Origin of the sequence: Halomonas marinisediminis (genome assembly GCF_004347715.1) — a bacterium.
GTDB lineage: Bacteria > Pseudomonadota > Gammaproteobacteria > Pseudomonadales > Halomonadaceae > Halomonas > Halomonas icarae.
The window spans coordinates 16,351-35,843 of the sequence record NZ_SLTR01000025.1; the positions used below are offsets into that span (position 1 = coordinate 16,351).

Sequence of the window (19,493 nt, forward strand, 5' to 3'; positions counted from 1 at the left end):
TCTCCGGGGAGGGCTAATTAAGTAGCAGAAATGTAAACGGCCACCGCGAGGGTTCGCGAGTGGCCGCTTCACAGGGTGCTTTCTTGTACGAGGATCTGGTGCCGCAAAGAGGAGTCGAACCTCCGACCTACGCATTACGAGTGCGTTGCTCTACCAACTGAGCTATTGCGGCCTGACCGTCATGGTAGCGCCGGGAGGTTTCGCGGACTAGCCCCGGGGCTTGTCGTGTAGTCGGGTCAGGCCTTCCTGGGCGCTGGAGGCGACCAGCCGGCCCTCGCGGTCGTAGATGCTGCCACGGGCGAAGCCCCGTGCCTGGCCGGCCCAGGGGCTATCCATGTCGTAGAGCAGCCAGTCGTCGACCCTGACCTCCTGGTGGAACCAGAGGGCGTGGTCGAGGCTGGCGATCTGCAGTTTGGGATCACGGAAGCCGATGCCATGAGGCACCAGGGAGGTGGTCAACAGGTTGAAGTCGGAGCTGTAGGTCAGCAGGCCACGGTGTGTTGCGGGGTCGTCGGGAAGGTCGCCCACCAGCCGGAACCAGATGCGCTTGCGAGCCGGCTGGCCGGGCTGACACTCCTCGCTGTCGAGCAGGAACTCGATGGGATGGTTGTCGAAGCGGGCCAGCTCGGCACCCTTCTCGATCAGGCGCTCCGGTGATGAGACCGTCGGCATCGCCGTCTGATGGGTGAAACCCTGCTCAGCATCGTGGAAGGAGGCACTGCAGAAGAAGATGGGGCGCCCCTTCTGGATGGCGGTGATCCGGCGCGTCGCGAAGCTGCCGCCATCGCGCACCGCCTCGACCTGATAGACCACCGGACGGTGCGGGTCCCCTGGGCGCAGGAAGTAGCCGTGCAGGGAGTGGGGGCGGCGAGCCGCGGCGACGGTCTGCGTGGCCGCCGAGAGCGCCTGACCGAGCACCTGGCCACCGAACAGCTGGGGCAGCCCGAGGTCCTGGCTGCGGCCGCGGAACAGGTTCTCTTCCAAAGGCTCCAGACCAAGCAGGTCCACCAGGTCGTTCAGGGCGTCGGGCGTCATCGGTCTCCTCCGGAGGATGGCGTGCAGGGTGGCCATCGATATCATACGATCGTCTGCCAGCCACTCAGTCTACGGGAGTTCCGGGCAGTGCGCAGCGATGAATTCTATATGCACCGGGCCCTGGACCAGGCTCGGCTAGGGCTCGCCGCGGGCGAGGTGCCGGTGGGGGCGGTGGTGGTGGATGCCGCCGGTGAGATCCTCGGCGTCGGCTACAATGCGCCGGTAGGCGGGCACGACCCCAGTGCCCATGCCGAGATCCGTGCGCTGCGTGATGCCAGCGGGCGACTCGGCAACTATCGTCTAGATGGCTGTACCCTCTACGTGACCCTGGAGCCCTGCCTGATGTGCACCGGGGCGATCATTCACGCCCGCATCGCGCGCCTCGTGTATGCCGCCGCCGAGCCGCGCAGCGGCATGGTGGAGTCGAAGGCCAACCTCTTTGCCCAGCCCTGGTTCAACCATCGAGTGGCGGTGGAAGGGGGGGTGCTGGCGACGCGTGCGTCGCGCCTGCTCAAGGAGTTCTTCGCCACACGCCGCTCCTCATAGACCTTATGGGTCGATGGGGGCGGGCTGCGTCGTGCGGGCGTTAAGCCGAGGGAACTCACGCCGGCTGCGCTCCACGTAGCTGAGAATCTCGTGATAGCGGCGGATATTGCGGACATAGATCACCGGCTCGCCGCCCCGGGCGTAGCCGTACTTCGTCTGGCTGTGCCACTCGCGCTGCTGCAGCAGCGGCAGCGACTCGCGAACATCGGTCCAGAGGTCCGGGTCACCGCTGCGCTGCTCGGTGATTCGGCGGGCATCGTAGAGGTGCCCCAGCCCCACGTTATAGGCCGCCATGGCCATGTAGAGACGGTTCTTGCCCTGGATCGATTCGGGGAGGCGGTCATGCAACTGGCGCAGATAGCGGGCCCCGCCATGGATGCTTTGGGCGGGGTCGAGACGGTCGCTGACTCCCAGGTCGCCGGCGGTGGCATTGGTCAGCATCATCAAGCCGCGCACGCCGGTGGGGGAGGTGGCCTGGGGGTCCCAGTGCGACTCCTGGTAGCCCACGGCGGCCAGCAGCTTCCAGTCGAAGTCCGAGGCCCGAGCGGCCTCCCGGAACAGCTCGGTGTACTGGGGGAGGCGCGCCTCGACATGGTCGAGGAAGGTGCGCGTGCCGACGTACTCCAGGAAGTCGTCATGGCCGAAGTAGCGGGCCACCAGCGCCTCGAGCTCGCCGCTCTCGTGCAGTTCGGAGAGGAAGCGGTTGGCGGCCTCGACCAGCGTCAGGCTGTGATCGGCCGGGAAGGCCCAGGCCATGGAGAGCGGATCGCCGAGCAGGAAACCGCGCTCCACGTCGGGAAAGAAAAGCCGGTTGAGGCGAAACTGGTGGTCGAAAAGTACCGCCGCGTCGAGTTCGCCATCCTCCACCTGGCCGAGCAGTTCGGCGACCTCCACCTCGGAGGAGGCCTCCCAGCGCAGATCCGGATAGTCAGCCTGCAGTTCGTTCAGTACACGACCGGTGCCTGCACCGCCGATGGCGCCCAGAGTCAGGCCGGGCAGGTCGTCGGCGGTCTCCACCGGGGGAAGTCCACGACGATAGACGACGACCGGTTGCAGCTCGATGATCGGGCGGCTGAAGACCACCCCTGGCAGGTCGGGCTCCAGGGGCAGGGCCGCCGCCGCCATGTCGCCCTCCTGGCGCACCGCCTCGAGGGCACTTTCGATATGGTGATCGGCACGAATGGTCAGGCTGACGCCCAGCTGCCTGGCGAAGCGTCGCGCCAGTTCGTACTCGAACCCGGTGGGACCCTCGCGCCCCTCGTAGTAGGTGGTGGGGGTGTTGCGGGTGTGCACGCTGAGCAGTTCCCGGATGAGGATGGTGTCGAGCAGGCCCTGCCTGGCCGTGCGTGGCGGCTCGGGGAGCAGGGTCAGCACCGCTATCGCCAGCAGCGCGATGGCGGTATGCCTCAGGGGTGCACTCGGAATCAGTGGCATGCGGTGATCGGCTGCAGTGAGGCCCTTCACGATACCCAGCCCTGCTGCGGCTGTCATCCGTGCGCTTGCCTCTTTGCTCAACCGGATTTCTTCCGCCACTGGCTTTCCAGTATCATATGCGCTCTGTGCCGCAGGCCGCGGCCCCCGATCGTAAAGATTCTCAGAGGCTCCTGGATATGCTCGAACTGCGCGGCGCCCCCGCCCTCTCCGCCTTCCGTCATGCCAAGCTGCTGGCTGCCCTGCGTGATGACGTGGGTGACGTTGCCTCGCTGGGTGCGGAGTATGTGCACTTCGTCGACCATGCGGGTGAGCTTTCCGGCAAGGCCCTGTCCGTGCTGGAGCAGTTGCTCGATTACGGGGCCGAACCCCAGAGCGCTGGCGGTGATGCCGGCGAGGGCCAGCTCTTCCTGGTGGTGCCGCGCATCGGCACCCAGTCGCCCTGGTCCTCCAAGGCCACCGATATCGCCCATAGCTGCGGCCTGTCCCAGGTGAATCGCATCGAGCGCGGCATCGCCTACCGGGTCAAGCTCAAGGGCATGCTCTCCGAGAAGGCCTTCGAGAAGATCATCGCCATCCTGCACGACCGCATGACCGAGACGGTGCTGACCGACTCCAGCGATGCGGCGCAGCTTTTCGCTCACCATGAGCCGGCCCCCCTGGGTAGCGTCGACCTTCTCGAGGGTGGGCGCGAGGCGCTGGTGACCGCCAACGCCGAGCTTGGCCTGGCCCTGGCGGATGACGAGATCGACTACCTGGTCGAAGCCTTCCGCGAACTGGGGCGCAACCCCACGGATGTCGAGCTGATGATGTTCGCCCAGGCCAACTCCGAGCACTGTCGTCACAAGATATTCAATGCCGACTGGGTGATCGACGGTGAGGCGCAGACGCACTCGCTGTTCAAGATGATCAAGAATACCTATCAGGCCTCGCCGGACGATATCCTCTCCGCCTACAGCGATAACGCCGCGGTGATCCGCGGTAGCGAGGCACCACGCTTCTTCCCGGCCCCGCTGACCGGTCGTGAAGGGGAGCGTGCCACCTACGCCGGCCATAAAGAGCCGATCCAGATCCTGATGAAGGTGGAGACCCACAACCACCCGACGGCCATCGCTCCACACCCCGGAGCGGCCACCGGCGCCGGTGGCGAGATTCGTGACGAGGGGGCCACCGGCATCGGCGGCAAGCCCAAGGCGGGTCTCAGCGGCTTTACCGTTTCCAACCTGCGCATCCCCGAATTCGTGCAGCCCTGGGAGGCGTTCGACTATGGCAAGCCCGAACGTATCGTCTCGGCGCTTGAGATCATGCTCGAGGGCCCCATCGGCGGTGCAGCCTTCAACAACGAGTTCGGTCGGCCGAATCTCACCGGCTACTTCCGTACCTACGAGCAGGAGGCGATGGGGGCCAATGGCATCGAGCGCCGCGGCTTCCACAAGCCGATCATGATCGCCGGCGGCTACGGCAATGTCCGCGATGGCCACGTGCAGAAGGGCGAGATCCCGGTAGGCGGCAAGCTGATCGTGATGGGCGGCCCGGCGATGCTGATCGGCCTGGGCGGCGGGGCGGCCTCCTCCATGGCGTCCGGTGCTTCCAGCGCCGACCTGGACTTCGCCTCCGTGCAGCGTGGCAATCCCGAGATGGAGCGCCGGGCCCAGGAGGTGATCGACCGCTGCTGGGCGCTGGGCGAGAACAACCCGATGTGCTTTATCCATGACGTGGGCGCCGGCGGTCTCTCCAATGCGCTGCCGGAGCTGGTCAAGGATGGCGAGCGCGGTGGCCTGTTCGACCTGCGTGCGGTACCCAACGCCGAGCCGGGCATGAGCCCGCTGGAGATCTGGTGCAACGAGGCCCAGGAGCGTTATGTGCTGGCGGTGGCGCCGGAGGATCTCGCGACCTTCGAGGCCCTGTGTGCTCGTGAGCGCTGCCCCTACGCCGTGGTTGGCGAGGCCACCGAGGCCCATCACCTGACGGTGCGTGACGGCCACTTCGAGAGCCGGCCCGTCGACCTGCCGATGAGCGTGCTGTTCGGCAAGCCGCCGAAGATGACCCGTGACTTCCAGCGGCAGAGCCATGAGCTGTCGGGCGTTATGCTCGACAACCTCGACCTGCGCGAGGCCATGGATCGTGTCCTGCGCCTGCCCACCGTGGCCTCCAAGAGCTTTCTGATCACCATCGGTGACCGCTCGATCACCGGCCAGGTGGCCCGCGATCAGATGGTCGGGCCCTGGCAGGTGCCGGTGGCCGATGTGGCGGTGACCACGGCGAGCTTCGACACCCATGCCGGCGAGGCCATGGCCATGGGCGAGCGACCGCCTGTGGCACTGATCGACCCGGCCGCCAGTGCCCGCCTGGCGGTGGCCGAGGCGATCACCAACCTGGCCGCCGCGCCCATCGAGAAGCTCTCCGACATCAAGCTCTCCGCCAACTGGATGAGTGCCGCCGACCATCCCGGCGAGAACCAGGCGCTCTACGACGCCGTGCATGCCGTGGGCATGGAGCTCTGTCCGGCCCTGGGCATCGCCGTGCCGGTAGGCAAGGACTCCATGTCCATGCGCACCGCCTGGCAGGAGGAGGGCGACTCTGATGATGGTCAGGGCGAGGAGAAGAGTGTGACCTCGCCGCTGTCGCTGGTGATCACCGGCTTTGCCCCGGTCACGGATGCCATGCGCACCCTGACACCCCAGATCAATCTGGAGCAGGACGAGTCCGACCTGATCCTGATCGACCTGGGTGGAGGTCGCAATCGCCTGGGTGGCTCGGCCCTTGCCCAGGTCTACGGTCAGGTGGGGGATGAGTGTCCCGACCTGGACGACCCGGAGGACCTCAAGGCGTTCTTCGCGGTGATCCAGGGACTCAACGTCGAGGGCAAGCTGCTCGCCTACCACGACCGCAGCGACGGTGGCCTGCTGGTGACCCTGCTGGAGATGGCCTTCGCGGCCCATGCCGGTCTCGAGATCAAGCTCGACTGGCTGGTGGACGAGCCGGTGGAGGCCTTCAACGCGCTGTTCGCCGAGGAGCTGGGCGCGGTGATCCAGGTGAGCCGTGAGCACACCGAGGAGGTGCTGGCCCAGCTTGCCGCGGCGGGGCTCGAGACCTGTGGGGTCATAGCGCGGCCGCGCTATGACGACCAGGTGCGGGTGACCCTGTTCGAGGAGCCGCTGCTCGAGACCACGCGGCTACGGACCCAGCGCACCTGGGCCGAGACCAGCTATCGCCTGCAGGCGCTGCGCGACAATCCCGAGTGTGCCAAGAGCGAGTTCGACGGCCTGCTCGACGATCGCGACCCGGGGCTCTCTGCCACCCCCACCTTCGATGTCGACGAGGATATCGCGGCTCGCTATCTCCAGGCCCCCGGGCTCAACCTGGCACGGCCACCGGTGGCGGTGCTGCGCGAGCAGGGGGTCAACGGCCAGGTGGAGATGGCCTGGGCCTTCGACCGCGCCGGCTTCGAGTCGGTGGACGTGCATATGAGCGATATCCTGGCAGGCAGGGTGTCGCTGGATGAGTTCAAGGGCCTGGTGGCCTGCGGTGGCTTCTCCTACGGCGACGTGTTGGGTGCCGGCGGCGGCTGGGCCAAGTCGGTGCTGTTCAACGAGCGTGCCCGCGACCAGTTCATGGCCTTCTTCCAGCGCGAGGACAGCTTCTCGCTGGGCGTGTGCAACGGCTGTCAGATGCTTGCCCAGCTCAAGGAGCTGATCCCCGGGGCCGACGCGTGGCCGCGGTTCGTGCGCAACGAGTCGGAGCAGTTCGAGGCTCGCGTGGCCATGGTCCAGGTGGAGAAGAGCCCCTCGATCCTGCTGGCCGGCATGGAGGGGTCGCGGCTGCCCATTGCCGTGGCCCACGGCGAGGGGCGCGCCGAGTTCCGTGACAGCGCCCATCTGCGCAAGCTGCAGGGCAGCGGCGAGGTGGCGTTGCGCTACGTGGACAACTACGGCCAGGTCACCACTCGCTACCCGGCCAACCCCAACGGCTCGCCCTCCGGCGTTACCGGGCTGACTACTCCGGATGGCCGGGTCACCATCATGATGCCCCATCCGGAGCGGGTGGTGCGTGCGGTGACCAACTCCTGGCGTCCCGCCGAGTGGACCCAGGACGGTGCCTGGCAGCGGCTGTTCCGCAACGCCCGCGTCTGGCTCGACTGATCGCTTAGCAACCCTCCGTACCTTGCGACGCCCGGGAGCACTTGTTCTGCCCCGGGCGTCGTCATTCTGGCTCACGTCGGTCTTCCAGTAGCAAGTCAAGGCGCACTCGGCATGCCGGTCGTTATCGCGATCCAGTCGAGTCGCGACAAGGCGGCCCCGGGGCGCTATGGGGCTACGTTAAGGGGCTACCGGCGTCAGCCGGTAGAGCGCACCATTCGTGGCGTCCTCGAGCAGATAGATGGTGCCGTCGGGTCCCTGACGGACGTCGCGGATGCGTCCGATCTCGCCCTCCAGCAGGACTTCGTGTTCCACCACCTCATCTCCTTCCAGCGCCAGGCGGATCAGGCGTTCACTGGCCAGGCCACCGGCCAGAAAGTGACCCTGCCAGGCGGTGAAGGTGTCGCCGCTGACCTCGACCAGCCCCGAGGGGGCGAAGCGTCCGTCGAAGACATGCACGGGATCACGCATGCCCGGTGCGCTGTCACGACCGATGGGCTGATTGGTACCGTAGTCGTTGCCGCGGCTGACCACCGGCCAGCCATAGTTGTCGCCGCCCACCAGGCGGTTGAGCTCGTCTCCGGTACGCGGACCGTGTTCGGTGGACCAGGGGGTGCCATCCTTTGCGACGGTGAGACCCTGGGGGTTACGATTGCCCAGCGTGAAGAGCTCGTCGAGCACCGCGGCGTCGTCGACGAAGGGGTTGTCGGGCGGCACGCCGCCGGTGTCGGTCAGGCGCAGCACACTGCCGGCATGATCGCCGCCATCCTGGGCGCGGGGTGGCTCGCGCCCGCGGTCACCGATGCTCATCAGCAGCGTGCCGTCGGGCAGCCAGGCGAGTCGCGAGCCATAGTGGCGCCCGGGGGCGGAGAAACGGCCCTGCTCGAAAAGCGTCTCGATATGGGTCAGGGAGTCGTCGCCCAGCCGCGCCCGGGAGAGAGTGGTGGCGGTGCCACCGCTGCCGGGCTGGCTCCAGGTGAAGTAGAGCCAGTCGTGCTCACCATCGCCGAAGCGCGGGTGCAGGGCGAGATCGAGCAGGCCACCCTGGCCGCGAGTGCTCACCTCGGGGACACCCTCCAGGCGGGTCATCCGACCCGCCTGGTCGATGCGTGCCAGACGCCCCGGGCGTTCACTGACCAGCAGGTCGCCGTCGGGCAGAAAGACCAGCGACCAGGGGTGTTCGAGACCGGCGGCGATGCGCTCAAGGCGCAGCGTGTGATGATCGCTCTCCAGGCCCTCGATCAGGGTCTCGGCCGCCTGGGCCCAGGCGCCGAGGGTCAGGCCGCTCACTAGCAGGGTGAGGGTCAGCCTGCGCAACATGACCGGCATATCGGGCCTCCTCCAGAATCGATTCGGGTTCTCACAGAACAGCATAGACCGGCACCCGCAAGTCGTGCGGCGGGTGGGCGAAGGGAGGGTGTCCCGGCCCTTCGACATGGCTCGGTAGCATGGCTTGGCCCCGTTTGAGAAGCGGCAATTCAACGCTGTGGCCTCTTGGGGGTGTGCTAGCTTGCTTGAGGAGTGGCTGTTTATCCGAACGGCACGCTGGAGTCAGCAAGACAGCTGGACAAAGGCGTCGTCTCGACTCTTGCCATAACGCTCAGGGGGAGTCCCATGTTTCTCAGTATGCACGAGCAAGAGCGGCTAATGATCTACACGGCCGGCAAGCTGGCGCTGGAGCGCAAGGAGCGCGGCCTCAAGCTCAACCTTCCCGAGGCCACGGCACTCATCACCTCGTATCTGCTCGAGGGGGCTCGCAATGGCGAAACGGTTGCCGACCTCATGGAGTCGGGGCGTCACGTGCTGAGCCGCGATGATGTGATGGAGGGAGTGCCGGAGATGCTCGCTCAAGTGCAGGTCGAGGCGACCTTCCCCGACGGCACTAAACTCGTGACGGTAACGGGGCCGGTACAATGACCAGAAAACCATCCAATCCATTCGGGCCACCCGAAAAGATGGCTGCCGATTCGCCGAAGGCGGAGCACGCCTCCGATGCGCCCGGTTACAAGATCGAGAAGCGGACACGCTCCTCGGGTGCCCATTCGCCAAGCGAGCCCCGTCGGCCCGGTTCCGGAGCGCGCCAGGCGCCGCGTCGGGAGTCGATGGAGCGGCTCGAGGAGAGCGATCCTCTGGTACCCGGAGAGGTCCTCTACGGAGAGGGCGATGTCGAGATCAATGCCGGGCAACCTGTCACCACGATCAGGGTGATCAATGCCGCGGATCGCCCGGTGCAAGTCGGTTCGCACTATCACTTCGCCGAGGCCAACGAGGCGCTCGAGTTCGACAGGGAGGCGGCCTGGGGCAAGCGACTCAACGTGCTTTCGGGGGGCGCCGTACGCTTCGAGCCCGGGGCCGTGGAAGAGGTCGAACTGATCCCTATTCGGGGGCGACGCATCGTGCCCGGTCTGCGTGGGCTCTGCCGAGGAGGTCTCGATGGGTAAGATTTCCCGTTCGGAATATGTGGCGTCGTATGGTCCGACCAAGGGCGATCGCATTCGCCTCGCCGATACCAATCTGGTCATCGAGGTCGAGGAGGATCGCTGTGGTGGCGGTGACGAGGCGGTATTCGGCGGCGGCAAGTCGGTGCGTGAGTCGATGGGACAGTCCACGGCGACGCGTGCCGAGGGCACCCCGGATCTGGTGATCACCGGTGCGGTCATACTCGACCACTGGGGCGTGATCAAGGCCGACATCGGGGTGCGTGACGGCCGTATTACCGCGATCGGCAAGGCCGGCAATCCCGACACCATGGATGGTGTGCACCCCGACCTGGTGATCGGTCCCTCGACCGAGATCATGGCGGGCAACGGGCTGATTGCCACGGCGGGGGCGATCGACACCCATGTCCACTTCGTCGGCCCCCAGATGATGCAGATCGCCCTGGCGTCGGGTACCACTACCGTGCTGGGCGGTGGCACGGGGCCCACCGAAGGGTCGAAGGCCACCCTCGCGACTCCCGGTTCCTGGTGGATGGAGCGAATGCTGGAGAGCTTCGATCCCTGGCCGGTCAACGTGCTGTTTCTCGGGCGCGGCAACACCATGTCCCACGAGGCGATGTGGGAGCAGCTCCGCGGTGGCGTGGGCGGCTTCAAGGTGCATGAGGACTGGGGGGCGACGCCAGCGGTCATTGATGCCGTGCTGCAGGTGGCCGACGCCTCGGGGGTTCAGGTCGCGATCCACTCGGACACTCTCAACGAGGCCGGGTTTGTCGAAGATATGCTCAAGGCGGTAGACGGTCGCACCTTCCACTCCTTTCATACCGAGGGTGCCGGTGGCGGCCACGCGCCGGATATCATCCGCATCGCGGGCGAGGCCAATGTGCTGCCGGCGTCGACCAACCCGACACGGCCGTTCACTCGCAATACCGTGGACGAGCACCTCGATATGGTGATGGTGGCGCACCACCTCAACCCGCAGGTGCCCAACGACCTCGCCTTCGCCGAAAGCCGGGTCCGCGCGGGAACGATCGCGGCCGAGGACGTGCTGCAGGATCTCGGTGCGATCTCGATCATGTCCTCCGACGCCCAGGCGATGGGGCGGATCGGTGAGGTGGTGATCCGTACCTGGCAGACCGCGCACCAGATGAAGAAGCTGCGCGGGCCCCTGGCGGGGGACAGCAACGCCGACAATCACCGGGCGCGCCGCTATGTGGCGAAGTACACGATCTGCCCCGCGATGGCCCATGGGCTCGAGAAGCATATCGGCTCCATCGAGGTGGGCAAGAAGGCCGATCTGGTGCTGTGGCAGCCGGCCCTCTTCGGCATTCGACCCACTATCGTCTTTACGGGAGGGATGGCCGCGACGGCCGCGCTTGGTGACCCGAATGCCTCGATTCCTACGCCTCAGCCCGTGCTCGAGCGACTCGGCTTCAATGTCTACTCCCCCGCGGCCGGGGCGACCAGCATGGCGTTCGTCTCTCAGGCGGCGATCGATGACGGGCTGCCCGGGCGTGTGAATACCCATCGACAGTTTGTCGCCATCGAGAGCTGCCGCGGCAGGACCAAGATGGATATGCCCGAAAACCAGGCGCTGCCCAGGATCGAGGTCGATCCCAACACCTATGCGGTGAAGATCGATGGCGAGCTTATCGACCACGAGCCCACCGATGACGTGCCGATGGCGCAGCGATACTTTCTCTTCTAGGCAGGAAGGCATATGGCACAGGGACAGGCGGCGCTGCTTCTGCTCGCGGATGGTCGCTTGCCGGCAGGCGGCTATGCGCACTCCGGCGGGCTAGAGCCGACGGTTCAGGCGGGCAGGGTGTCGGACGCGGCGGGGCTCGAACGGTTTCTTGTCGGGCGAGCCGAAACCACGGGCTTCGTTGCCGCGGCCTTCGCCGCCGCCGCCTGTGAGCGTGCGGCGCGGGATGACACCGCGGCACTGCCGGCGCTGGAGTCCGAGCTCGACGCACGCACACCCTCCCCGGAGCTGCGCTCGGTGTCGCGAACGCTCGGCAGGCAGCTGCTTCGAGTGATGAGCACCATTCACCCCCATCCGCACTTCGCGCTGCTCGGCACCGCCCCCCATCAGCCTGTGGTCATGGGGGTGGCCGCCGCGGCGCTTGGCCTCGGCCCTCGCGACGCCGCGCTGGCCATCCTGCACGAGAGCGTGGCGGGGCCGGCCGCGGCCGCGGCGAAGCTGATGCGAATCGACCCCTTCGATGTCCACGCCGCCCTCGCGCGGGCCACCGAACGGCTCGACCGCCTGGCAGACGCCGCCGCCGATCACGCCGATGTTCCCGCAAGCGAGCTGCCTTCACGGGGGGCTCCTTTGAGCGATATCGCGGCCGAACACCACAGGAGCTGGAATGTACGCCTCTTTGCCTCGTGAACATTCATCTCACAAGCATTCACCTCATGAATATTCGCCTCGTGAGCATGTGCTTCGTGATCAGGGTGCGAGGCGGCCGGGTGCGATGTCGTCACGGGCGGTGCTGACCACCGAGACAGACGCCCGGGCACGCTCGAGGGTTGGTGTATTGCGCTCGCAGGGGGCACTCGTCCTGCGTCCGGCCCATCCCAAGGAGTCGGAGCCGCTGACCCATCGTCGTCGCGAGGTGGCGCGTGTCATGCTGGCCGCCGGCGCCGCCGGCCCGCTCGGCGGCGACGACTATGCGCTCGATGTGCATGTCGGGGCAGGCAGCACACTGGTGCTGACCGAGGCCTCGGCGATGCTGGTGCTGCCGGGCCCATGTGGTGGGCGTTCGCATATGCGAATCAATGTGCATGTCGGCGAGGGCGCCACCTTCGTCTGGCTGCCGGAGCCGATCATCGCGGCTCGTGGCTGCGACCATGAGCATGACGTACGGGTTCGCCTCGAGCGCGGTGCCCGGCTGGTGATGCGTGAGGAGGCGCTGTTCGGGAGGCACCGCGAACCGCCGGGAGATTTCCGCACCACCCTGCGGGTGACCTATGACGATGCCCCGCTATATCACCAGCAGCTGTGTGTTGGACCGCAGGCCGATGGCTGGCGTGGTGCCGCGGTCGTGGGTGAGAACGGTGCCGTCGGATCGATCATTGCGGTCGACCCTGCATGGGAGAGCGGGACCCCGGCCACCTCCACCTTTCATTCCAGCGCCATCCTGGCGCCACTGCCGGGGCCAGGCATGGTCGTCAGCGCCGTGGCACCCGATAGCCTGCAGCTTCGCCGGCGCCTGAGCGCCGGGCTCGACACGCTTGGGGCGCCGTGGGCACCCAGGGATGCCCCCCTGCCCGAATCCGAGGACCACCGTGATGAGGTGGTCAGCGAAACTGAGCACACTGGTGCCGGATAAGCCGGCCATGGAGGAGAACAGCATGGCGAAGACAACCCCGACGAACGAGCATCGTGCACTGAGGATCGGTGTCGCCGGTCCCGTGGGAACCGGGAAAAGCTCGGTGATCGCGACGCTGTGCCGCAGTCTCAGCGATGAATTCGTCATCGGCGTGATCACCAACGATATCTACACCGACGAGGATGCGCGCTTCCTGCGCTCCGAGGGCGTGCTGCCGGCCGAGCGAATCCGTGCGGTGGAGACGGGCGCCTGCCCCCATACCGCGATTCGCGATGACGTGACCATGAACCTGATCGCCATCGAGGATCTCGAGCGTGATTTTGCCCCGCTGGACATCGTGCTCGTCGAGAGTGGCGGAGACAACCTCACCGCGACGTTCTCGCCGGCGCTTATCGATGCACAACTCTTCGTGCTCGACGTCGCCGGAGGTGGCGATGTGGCACGCAAGGGCGGCCCCGGCATCGGTGGGGCCGATCTGCTGGTCATCAACAAGGTCGATCTCGCCGAGCATGTCGATGTCGACGTCGAGCAAATGGTCGCGGATGCCGAAAAGGCCCGCGAGGGGCGCCCGGTACTGGCGATATCACGCAAGCGCCCCGAGACCACGAGCCAGCTGTGCAACTGGGTTCGGCAACTTCATCGCGCCTACGTCGATGGCAGCCATGCCCCGGTCGACCCCGGCCCCATGGCGCCGCACTTTCATGCAACAGACGATGGCGGTCACGTACACAGCCACGAAGGGGGGCATACCCATCACCATCATGGTCATGAGTGACGCATGGAGATACGGGGCCACCAGGCTCAACACGGCGATCAGCACCACAGGCGGTTGAGATCATACCCTTGGGTCAAGGTAGGAGGAGTAACATGCAATCACATGAATTGACGCGACGCATCGGGTGGGGTGCGGCCCTTCTGTTGCTGCCAGCGCTGGCTTATGCCCATGTCGGCAGCGGATATTCGGGAGGGATGGCGCAGGGCTTCCTGCACCCCTGGATGGGCATCGATCACATGGCCGCCATGCTCGCGGTCGGCCTCTGGGCCGCCCAGCGAGGCGGGCGTGCCATCTGGGCCGTGCCCGTCAGCTTCATGACGGTCATGCTGCTCGGCGGCGCGATCGGCATGGCGGGGATCGCCCTGCCATGGGTCGAGCCGGGCATCGTGGCGTCGGTGCTTGTCCTCGGCCTGCTGGTGGCGGCGGCAGTGCGTCTGCCGCTGCTGGCGAGTAGTGTCCTGGTTGGCCTGTTTGCGGTGTTTCATGGCCATGCTCATGGTACCGAGATGCCGGCGATGGCGTCGGGGTTGGCCTACGGTATCGGCTTTGTGCTCGCCACCGCGGCTCTGCATGGCTGTGGTGTGGGCCTGGGCCACCTCGCCAGGCGCTGGGACAGCCCACGTATCGCGCAATACGCCGGTGCCCTGATTGCCGCCTTCGGACTCTATCTCGGCTTCGCCTGACCCTTGTGTGGTCTACCGAACGCAGCGGGCGGGGGTGACCCTGTCCGCTGCGTTGTCGAGCAGTGCGAGACGAGCTGACGAGGCCACCGTCGCCCGGTAGACTGGCGCCCCCTCAGTGTGGAGGTGCCTGATGACCGAAAAGCCTGTTCCAAGCCTGCGCCCCTATCAACGGGAGGCGGTGGGGCGTGTCATCGAGCATTTCCGTGAGACCGACGACCCGGCAGTGGTGGTGCTGCCCACCGGCAGCGGCAAGTCGCTGGTGATCGCCGAGCTGGCGCGCCTGGCACGCGGGCGGGTGCTGGTGCTGGCTCATGTGCGTGAACTGGTGGAGCAGAACCACGCCAAGTATCTGGCCTACGGCCTCGAGGCCGATATCTTCAGCGCCGGCCTGGGGCGCAAGGAGGCCGAACGCCAGGTGGTGTTCGGCTCGGTTCAGTCGGTGGTGCGTGGCCTGGATCGTTTCGCTTCTCCGGCCTCGGGGCAGGGCAGCTTCACCCTGCTGGTGATCGACGAGTGTCACCGGGTCTCACCGGCGGAGGATGCCAGCTACCGTCGGGTGATCGAGCGGCTGCGCTCCGCCAACCCCCGGCTCAAGGTGCTGGGGCTGACGGCAACGCCCTATCGCCTCGGCCAGGGGTTCATCTACCACCGCCACCATCACGGCATGGTGCGCGGTGAGGCCGATTGCTTCTTCCAGGAGTGTGTCTTCGAGCAGCCGCTGAGGCTGATGGTCAAGCAGGGTTACCTGGCCGAGCCGGTGAGGGTAGATGCGGCGGTGGAGCGCTACGACTTCTCGGCACTCACGCCGACCACGAGCGGGCTCTTCCGGGAGGAGGAGCTCAATCGAGTGGTCGCGGGCCATCGTGCCACGCCGGGCATCATTGCCGAGGTGGTCGAGAGAGCCCGGGATCGCCAGGGGGGGATGCTGTTTGCCGCCAGCGTGGCCCATGCCGAGGAGATCCTCGGCTATCTGCCGGCAGAAGAGTCGGCGCTGATCACCGGCGAGACGCCCTCGGCAGAACGTGAACGGATCATCGACGCCTTCAAGGCACGTAAGCTGAAGTACCTGGTCAATGTGGCGGTGCTGACCACCGGCTTCGATGCGCCGCATGTCGACCTGATCGTTATCCTGCGACCCACCGAGTCGGTGAGCCTCTATCAGCAGATCGCCGGTCGCGGGCTGCGCCTCTCGCCGGGCAAGCGCGACTGCCTGATCCTCGACTACGCGGGCAACCCCTGGGATCTCTACGCCCCCGAGGTGGGATCGCCCAAGCCGGCAGGCGACAGCGAACCGGTGCAGGTGGAGTGCCCGGCCTGCGGTCATGCCAACCTGTTCTGGGGCAAGCGCGACGGTGACCTGGTGATCGAGCATTTCGGGCGTCGCTGCCAGGGGCTGGTGCTTTCCAGTCGCGCCCGACCCCGCGCGAAAAGCGTAAATTCAACGTCGACGACGGCGGCGATGGAGCAATGTTCGTTTCGCTTTCGTTTCAAGGTGTGTGGCGACTGCGGCGCCGAGAACGATATTGCCGCCCGGCGCTGCCATGGCTGCGGCATCCAGCTGGTGGATGCCGACGACAAGCTCAAGGAGGCGTTGCGCCTGCGTGACGCCCGGGTGCTGCGAGTCGCCGGCATGCAGCTGGAGTCCACCGTCAATGGCCGCGGCCTGCCTCGCCTCAAGGTCACCTACCATGACGAGGATGGCACGACGCTAGCCGAGTGGTTCGCCCTCGAGACCCCAGCCCAGCGCGGCGCCTTCGCCGCGGCCTTCCTGCGTGAGCATCTGCGCGCCCCGGGGGTGCCGTTTCGGCCCGAGACCCCCGAGCAGGTGATCGCCGAGCGTCACCGCCTGCGTCATCCCGACTTCGTGGTGGGACGCAGGGTGGGGCGCCACTGGCAGGTGCGCGAGAAGCTGTTCGACTATGTCGGGCGCTTTCGCCGGGCGGTTGAGGCGGAGTAGGGCGGCTGGCTAGTCTGGGGAGCAGGCGAGCCGCATCCAGGGTGTCGGCGCTTCAGGCGTGCGGGTCGTCGTCGCTTCCCGGTTCGTCATGTTCCCTCTGCTCCTGAAGATAGCGGTCCCGGTGGGCGCTGGAGCAGAACCACTCGCCCTGCGCGCGCTGGGCTTCGCTCTCGGGTACATGCACCTGGCACCAGGCGCAGCGCACCATCTGGTTGCCCCGGGAGTCGTCTCGGTCGTCCTCCAGCAGCGCTTCACGGTCCAGCTTCCACTCGCGGTACATGCGGTATAGCTTGAGGCCAGCGAAGAACAGCACGGCGAAGATGATCAGGCGTATTATCAAGAGGTTCATCCGGGTGACTCCCAGGTGGGGTGGTCGGCTTTGCCAGTCGGCCGCCCATGCGGGACAATGAGGGTATTCATTGATTCTCGAGAGATTTCCAAGCCCATGCAAGACCTGACGCTGGTGATGGCTCAGCTGGACCCCCTGGTAGGGGATATTCCCGGCAACACCGATCGCGCCATCGAGGCGGTGCGCGAGGCGCGCATCGAGCATGGCGCCGATATCGTGGTGCTGCCCGAACTCTGTCTGACCGGCTATCCGCCGGAGGACCTGCTGTTGCGACCCTCCATGGAGAGTCGTCTGCGCGAGGCTCGCGCTCGGATGGCGGCCAAGGTCGTGCGTGATGTGCTGGTGATCGTCGGTTATCCCGGCCGTCGCGAGGGGCAGCTCTGGAACCTGGCCGGTGCGCTCTTCGATGGCGAGTGGCTGGGTGAATATGCCAAGCAGGCGTTGCCCAACTACGAGGTGTTCGACGAACAGCGCTACTTTGCTAGGGGCAGCGAGCCTCTGGTGATCGAGCATCGAGGCGCGAAGCTGGGTCTGCTGATCTGCGAGGATCTCTGGGAGGAAGCTCCGGCGCGTCTGGCGAAGGAGGCCGGTGCCGAGATCCTGATCAGCCTCAATGCCTCGCCCTTCCATCAGGACAAGCCTGCCGAGCGGTTGCGTCTGCTGGAGGAGCGTGCCGCGGCGGTGTCGCTGCCTATCGTCTATGTGAACCAGATCGGCGGTCAGGACGAGCTGGTGTTCGACGGCGGCTCGGCCTGCGTGGACGCTTCCGGCGAGCTGTGCGTGCAGGCGCCCCACTGGGCCGTGGGCGTGATGCCGGTGCAGTTTATTCACCGCCAGGGCGGCTGGGTGCCTCAGGCCGGCGAGACCGAGCCCGACGTCGAGCCGGAGGAGAACCTCTACTGTGCGCTGGTTACCGGGCTGCGCGACTACGTCAACAAGAGCGGCTTCGAGGGCGTGGTGCTGGGACTTTCGGGGGGCATCGACTCCGCCCTGTCACTGGCGATTGCCGTGGATGCCCTGGGCCCCCAGCGGGTACAGGCGGTGATGATGCCCTACCACTATACCGCCGACATCTCCCGGCAGGATGCCGCCGAACAGGCCGACATGCTGGGCGTGCACTACGAGGTGATGCCCATCGAGCCGATGGTGGAGGCGTTCATGGAGACCCTCTCCGGTGCCTTCGAGGGCACGACGCGGGACACCACCGAGGAGAACCTGCAGTCCCGCTGTCGTGGCGTGCTGCTGATGGCGATCTCCAACAAGAAGGGCCTGATGGTGCTGACCACGGGCAACAAGAGCGAGATGGCGGTGGGCTACTCCACGCTCTATGGCGATATGGTGGGCGGCTACAACGCCATCAAGGATGTCTACAAGACCTGGGTCTACCGTCTGGCGCGCTGGCGCAACACCCAGTCGCCGGCGATCCCCGAGCGGGTGATCGAGCGTCCGCCCTCCGCGGAGCTGGCACCCGACCAGAAGGACAGCGACTCGCTGCCCGACTACGACACCCTGGATGCCATTCTGGTGCGCTATATCGAGGGCGACATGAGTGCCGAGGCGATCATCGAGGCGGGCTTCGACCGCGATGATGTCTACCGGGTGGTCAAGCTGGTGGACCGTTGCGAGTACAAGCGTCGCCAGGCACCGGTGGGGGTGAGGGTAACCCGCCGCGGGTTTGGTCGCGATCGCCGCTACCCTATCGTCAATGGCTGGCAGCCCGGCGAATAGCGCCGACGAGCTACGAGCTACAAGTGCCGAGCGACAAGAAAACCCGGAGGCCAAGGCCTCCGGGTTTTCTTTTACTTCGAACGATCACGTGATTCTGACGTGCCGCTTGCCGCCGGTCAGGCCGAGATCGAGTCGGCGTCGACGTGGCGGGGCGTGAAGGTGCGGCCCCGCAGCTGCTCGTGGTCGGGGGCGTTGTCGATCAGCACGCGCAGGGTCTCGCGGGCGCGGTCGCGCATCTCCAGGCCCAGGTAGCCCTCGACCATGACCGCCAGGGCGTCGCGAGTCGCCTCGCTCTGGGGGTAGTGCTCGATCACCCAGCGACCGCGCTCCACGGCGGCGAGGTAGGCGCCGCGGCGCATATAATAGTCGGCGACATGTAACTCATGGCGCGACAGAAGGTTGCGCAGATAGACGATGCGCTGGCGAGCATCCGGTGCGTACTGGCTATTGGGGTAGAGTCGAGCGAGCTCACGGAAGTCGCTGTAGGCATCACGGGAGGCGCCCAGGTCGCGCTTGGAGATGTCGATCAGCTTGAGGCGCTCGAGACTGAAACGACCGGCCTGCCAGGCGGCCAGCCCCCGCATGTAGAGGGCATAGTCGGCCTGGGGATGGCTGGGGTGCAGGCGAATGAAGCGGTTGGCCGCTGCTCGGGTCGCCTCCCAGTTGCCGGTCTCGTAGTAGGCGTAGATCAGCTCCAGCTGGGCCTGTTCGGCGTGACCACCGAACGGGAAGCGGGTATCGAGTGCTTCGAGCCGGGAAATCGCAGCGGTAAAGTTGCCGCGGTCCAGGGAGTCGCGCGCCTCCTCGTAGAGTTCGCGCTCACCGAGGTTGGCATACTCGACCTCTTCCTCCGCGGCCCGCTGTGAGGGGCTGGCTTGTGTACTGCTGGCGGCCTCGTCGCTCGAGGCGTCGGAGCCACCGCCGAACAGTGAGCAGCCGGTCAGCAGGCTGGTAGCCAGAAGCAGGGCCGCGAAACGGACAGGGGTATTGGAAACGCGCATCGTGATCCTCGTGGCAAACAACGCGGACTGGCCGTGTTAGAATCGGCCCTAAACCCGTCCACTATAAAGCACTGCG

General features: G+C 66.4%; 16 protein-coding genes and 1 tRNA gene. 11 read left to right on the top strand and 6 right to left on the bottom strand.

Annotated elements, in window-relative coordinates; genetic code table 11:
* Positions 1 to 96 precede the first annotated feature (96 nt).
* Positions 97 to 172 (bottom strand) — tRNA-Thr (locus E0702_RS14770).
* Between the two features lie 35 nt (positions 173 to 207).
* Entirely contained in the window at positions 208 to 1,035 is an 828-nt protein-coding gene (locus tag E0702_RS14775) for an acyl-CoA thioesterase (protein WP_132045194.1), read from the bottom strand.
* Between the two features lie 87 nt (positions 1,036 to 1,122).
* Here E0702_RS14775 and tadA point away from each other — a divergent pair, with 87 nt between their 5' ends.
* The gene (gene tadA / locus E0702_RS14780; RefSeq protein ID WP_132045196.1) at positions 1,123 to 1,581 is read left to right on the top strand and encodes a tRNA adenosine(34) deaminase TadA; all 459 of its coding nucleotides are present in this window, start codon (positions 1,123 to 1,125) and stop codon (positions 1,579 to 1,581) included.
* A gap of 3 nt (positions 1,582 to 1,584) precedes the next feature.
* Here the strand turns inward: tadA and mltF are convergent, their stop codons facing one another.
* A complete protein-coding gene (gene mltF / locus E0702_RS14785) occupies positions 1,585 to 3,015 on the bottom strand; it encodes a membrane-bound lytic murein transglycosylase MltF (RefSeq protein ID WP_132045238.1) in 1,431 nt (476 codons plus the stop codon).
* Between the two features lie 176 nt (positions 3,016 to 3,191).
* Here mltF and purL point away from each other — a divergent pair, with 176 nt between their 5' ends.
* The gene (gene purL / locus E0702_RS14790) at positions 3,192 to 7,154 is read left to right on the top strand and encodes a phosphoribosylformylglycinamidine synthase (protein WP_132045198.1); all 3,963 of its coding nucleotides are present in this window, start codon (positions 3,192 to 3,194) and stop codon (positions 7,152 to 7,154) included.
* A gap of 177 nt (positions 7,155 to 7,331) precedes the next feature.
* On the opposite strand, the gene E0702_RS14795 is transcribed toward purL, so the two are convergent.
* Positions 7,332 to 8,480, bottom strand: a complete 1,149-nt coding sequence (locus E0702_RS14795) for a PQQ-dependent sugar dehydrogenase (RefSeq protein ID WP_132045200.1) — start codon at positions 8,478 to 8,480, stop codon at positions 7,332 to 7,334.
* Positions 8,481 to 8,765: 285 nt separating this feature from the next.
* Between E0702_RS14795 and E0702_RS14800 the strand changes: the two genes are divergently transcribed.
* From E0702_RS14800 to E0702_RS14835, 8 genes are all read left to right on the top strand, one after another.
* Positions 8,766 to 9,068 carry an urease subunit gamma gene (locus E0702_RS14800; protein WP_132045202.1) on the top strand — a complete coding sequence of 101 codons (303 nt, stop codon included), beginning with the start codon at positions 8,766 to 8,768 and terminating at the stop codon, positions 9,066 to 9,068.
* A 38-nt stretch (positions 9,069 to 9,106) separates the two neighbouring features.
* On the top strand, positions 9,107 to 9,592 hold the full coding sequence (locus tag E0702_RS20095; RefSeq protein WP_306766920.1) for an urease subunit beta: 486 nt from the start codon (positions 9,107 to 9,109) through the stop codon (positions 9,590 to 9,592).
* Positions 9,585 to 11,294: an urease subunit alpha gene (locus tag E0702_RS14810; protein ID WP_132045204.1), complete on the top strand. Its 1,710-nt coding sequence runs from the start codon at positions 9,585 to 9,587 to the stop codon at positions 11,292 to 11,294. The genes E0702_RS20095 and E0702_RS14810 overlap by 8 nt, the downstream gene beginning before the upstream one ends.
* A 12-nt stretch (positions 11,295 to 11,306) precedes the next feature.
* Complete coding sequence (locus tag E0702_RS14815; protein WP_132045206.1) at positions 11,307 to 11,981, top strand: urease accessory protein UreF; 675 nt, start codon at positions 11,307 to 11,309, stop codon at positions 11,979 to 11,981.
* Positions 11,982 to 12,066: 85 nt separating this feature from the next.
* Positions 12,067 to 12,924 carry an urease accessory protein UreD gene (locus E0702_RS14820; protein WP_165927538.1) on the top strand — a complete coding sequence of 286 codons (858 nt, stop codon included), beginning with the start codon at positions 12,067 to 12,069 and terminating at the stop codon, positions 12,922 to 12,924.
* Positions 12,925 to 12,946: 22 nt separating this feature from the next.
* Entirely contained in the window at positions 12,947 to 13,699 is a 753-nt protein-coding gene (gene ureG, locus E0702_RS14825; RefSeq protein WP_132045210.1) for an urease accessory protein UreG, read from the top strand.
* Positions 13,700 to 13,791: 92 nt separating this feature from the next.
* Positions 13,792 to 14,382 carry a HupE/UreJ family protein gene (locus E0702_RS14830; protein WP_132045212.1) on the top strand — a complete coding sequence of 197 codons (591 nt, stop codon included), beginning with the start codon at positions 13,792 to 13,794 and terminating at the stop codon, positions 14,380 to 14,382.
* A gap of 130 nt (positions 14,383 to 14,512) precedes the next feature.
* Entirely contained in the window at positions 14,513 to 16,339 is a 1,827-nt protein-coding gene (locus E0702_RS14835) for a DEAD/DEAH box helicase (RefSeq protein ID WP_132045214.1), read from the top strand.
* A gap of 52 nt (positions 16,340 to 16,391) precedes the next feature.
* Here the strand turns inward: E0702_RS14835 and E0702_RS14840 are convergent, their stop codons facing one another.
* Positions 16,392 to 16,688 carry a PP0621 family protein gene (locus tag E0702_RS14840; protein WP_132045216.1) on the bottom strand — a complete coding sequence of 99 codons (297 nt, stop codon included), beginning with the start codon at positions 16,686 to 16,688 and terminating at the stop codon, positions 16,392 to 16,394.
* A gap of 96 nt (positions 16,689 to 16,784) precedes the next feature.
* On the opposite strand from E0702_RS14840, the gene E0702_RS14845 reads away from it, so the two are divergent.
* Entirely contained in the window at positions 16,785 to 18,416 is a 1,632-nt protein-coding gene (locus E0702_RS14845; RefSeq protein WP_132045218.1) for an NAD+ synthase, read from the top strand.
* Between the two features lie 116 nt (positions 18,417 to 18,532).
* Here E0702_RS14845 and E0702_RS14850 read toward each other — a convergent pair whose 3' ends face one another.
* Entirely contained in the window at positions 18,533 to 19,417 is an 885-nt protein-coding gene (locus E0702_RS14850) for an outer membrane protein assembly factor BamD (RefSeq protein ID WP_132045220.1), read from the bottom strand.
* Between the last annotated feature and the right edge of the window lie 76 nt (positions 19,418 to 19,493).

Bases quoted from the DNA above. Each gene is read 5' to 3' on its own strand.
- E0702_RS14810 (WP_132045204.1), top strand. From the start codon at position 9,585: ATGGGTAAGATTTCCCGTTCGGAATATGTGGCGTCGTATGGTCCGACC.
- E0702_RS14820 (WP_165927538.1), top strand. From the start codon at position 12,067: ATGTCGTCACGGGCGGTGCTGACCACCGAGACAGACGCCCGGGCACGC.
- E0702_RS14845 (WP_132045218.1), top strand. From the start codon at position 16,785: ATGCAAGACCTGACGCTGGTGATGGCTCAGCTGGACCCCCTGGTAGGG.
- E0702_RS14830 (WP_132045212.1), top strand. From the start codon at position 13,792: ATGCAATCACATGAATTGACGCGACGCATCGGGTGGGGTGCGGCCCTT.
- E0702_RS14800 (WP_132045202.1), top strand. From the start codon at position 8,766: ATGTTTCTCAGTATGCACGAGCAAGAGCGGCTAATGATCTACACGGCC.
- ureG (WP_132045210.1), top strand. From the start codon at position 12,947: ATGGCGAAGACAACCCCGACGAACGAGCATCGTGCACTGAGGATCGGT.
- E0702_RS14775 (WP_132045194.1), bottom strand. From the start codon at position 1,035: ATGACGCCCGACGCCCTGAACGACCTGGTGGACCTGCTTGGTCTGGAG.
- E0702_RS14835 (WP_132045214.1), top strand. From the start codon at position 14,513: ATGACCGAAAAGCCTGTTCCAAGCCTGCGCCCCTATCAACGGGAGGCG.
- E0702_RS14840 (WP_132045216.1), bottom strand. From the start codon at position 16,688: ATGAACCTCTTGATAATACGCCTGATCATCTTCGCCGTGCTGTTCTTC.
- mltF (WP_132045238.1), bottom strand. From the start codon at position 3,015: ATGCCACTGATTCCGAGTGCACCCCTGAGGCATACCGCCATCGCGCTG.
- E0702_RS14850 (WP_132045220.1), bottom strand. From the start codon at position 19,417: ATGCGCGTTTCCAATACCCCTGTCCGTTTCGCGGCCCTGCTTCTGGCT.
- purL (WP_132045198.1), top strand. From the start codon at position 3,192: ATGCTCGAACTGCGCGGCGCCCCCGCCCTCTCCGCCTTCCGTCATGCC.
- E0702_RS14795 (WP_132045200.1), bottom strand. From the start codon at position 8,480: ATGCCGGTCATGTTGCGCAGGCTGACCCTCACCCTGCTAGTGAGCGGC.
- E0702_RS20095 (WP_306766920.1), top strand. From the start codon at position 9,107: ATGGCTGCCGATTCGCCGAAGGCGGAGCACGCCTCCGATGCGCCCGGT.
- E0702_RS14815 (WP_132045206.1), top strand. From the start codon at position 11,307: ATGGCACAGGGACAGGCGGCGCTGCTTCTGCTCGCGGATGGTCGCTTG.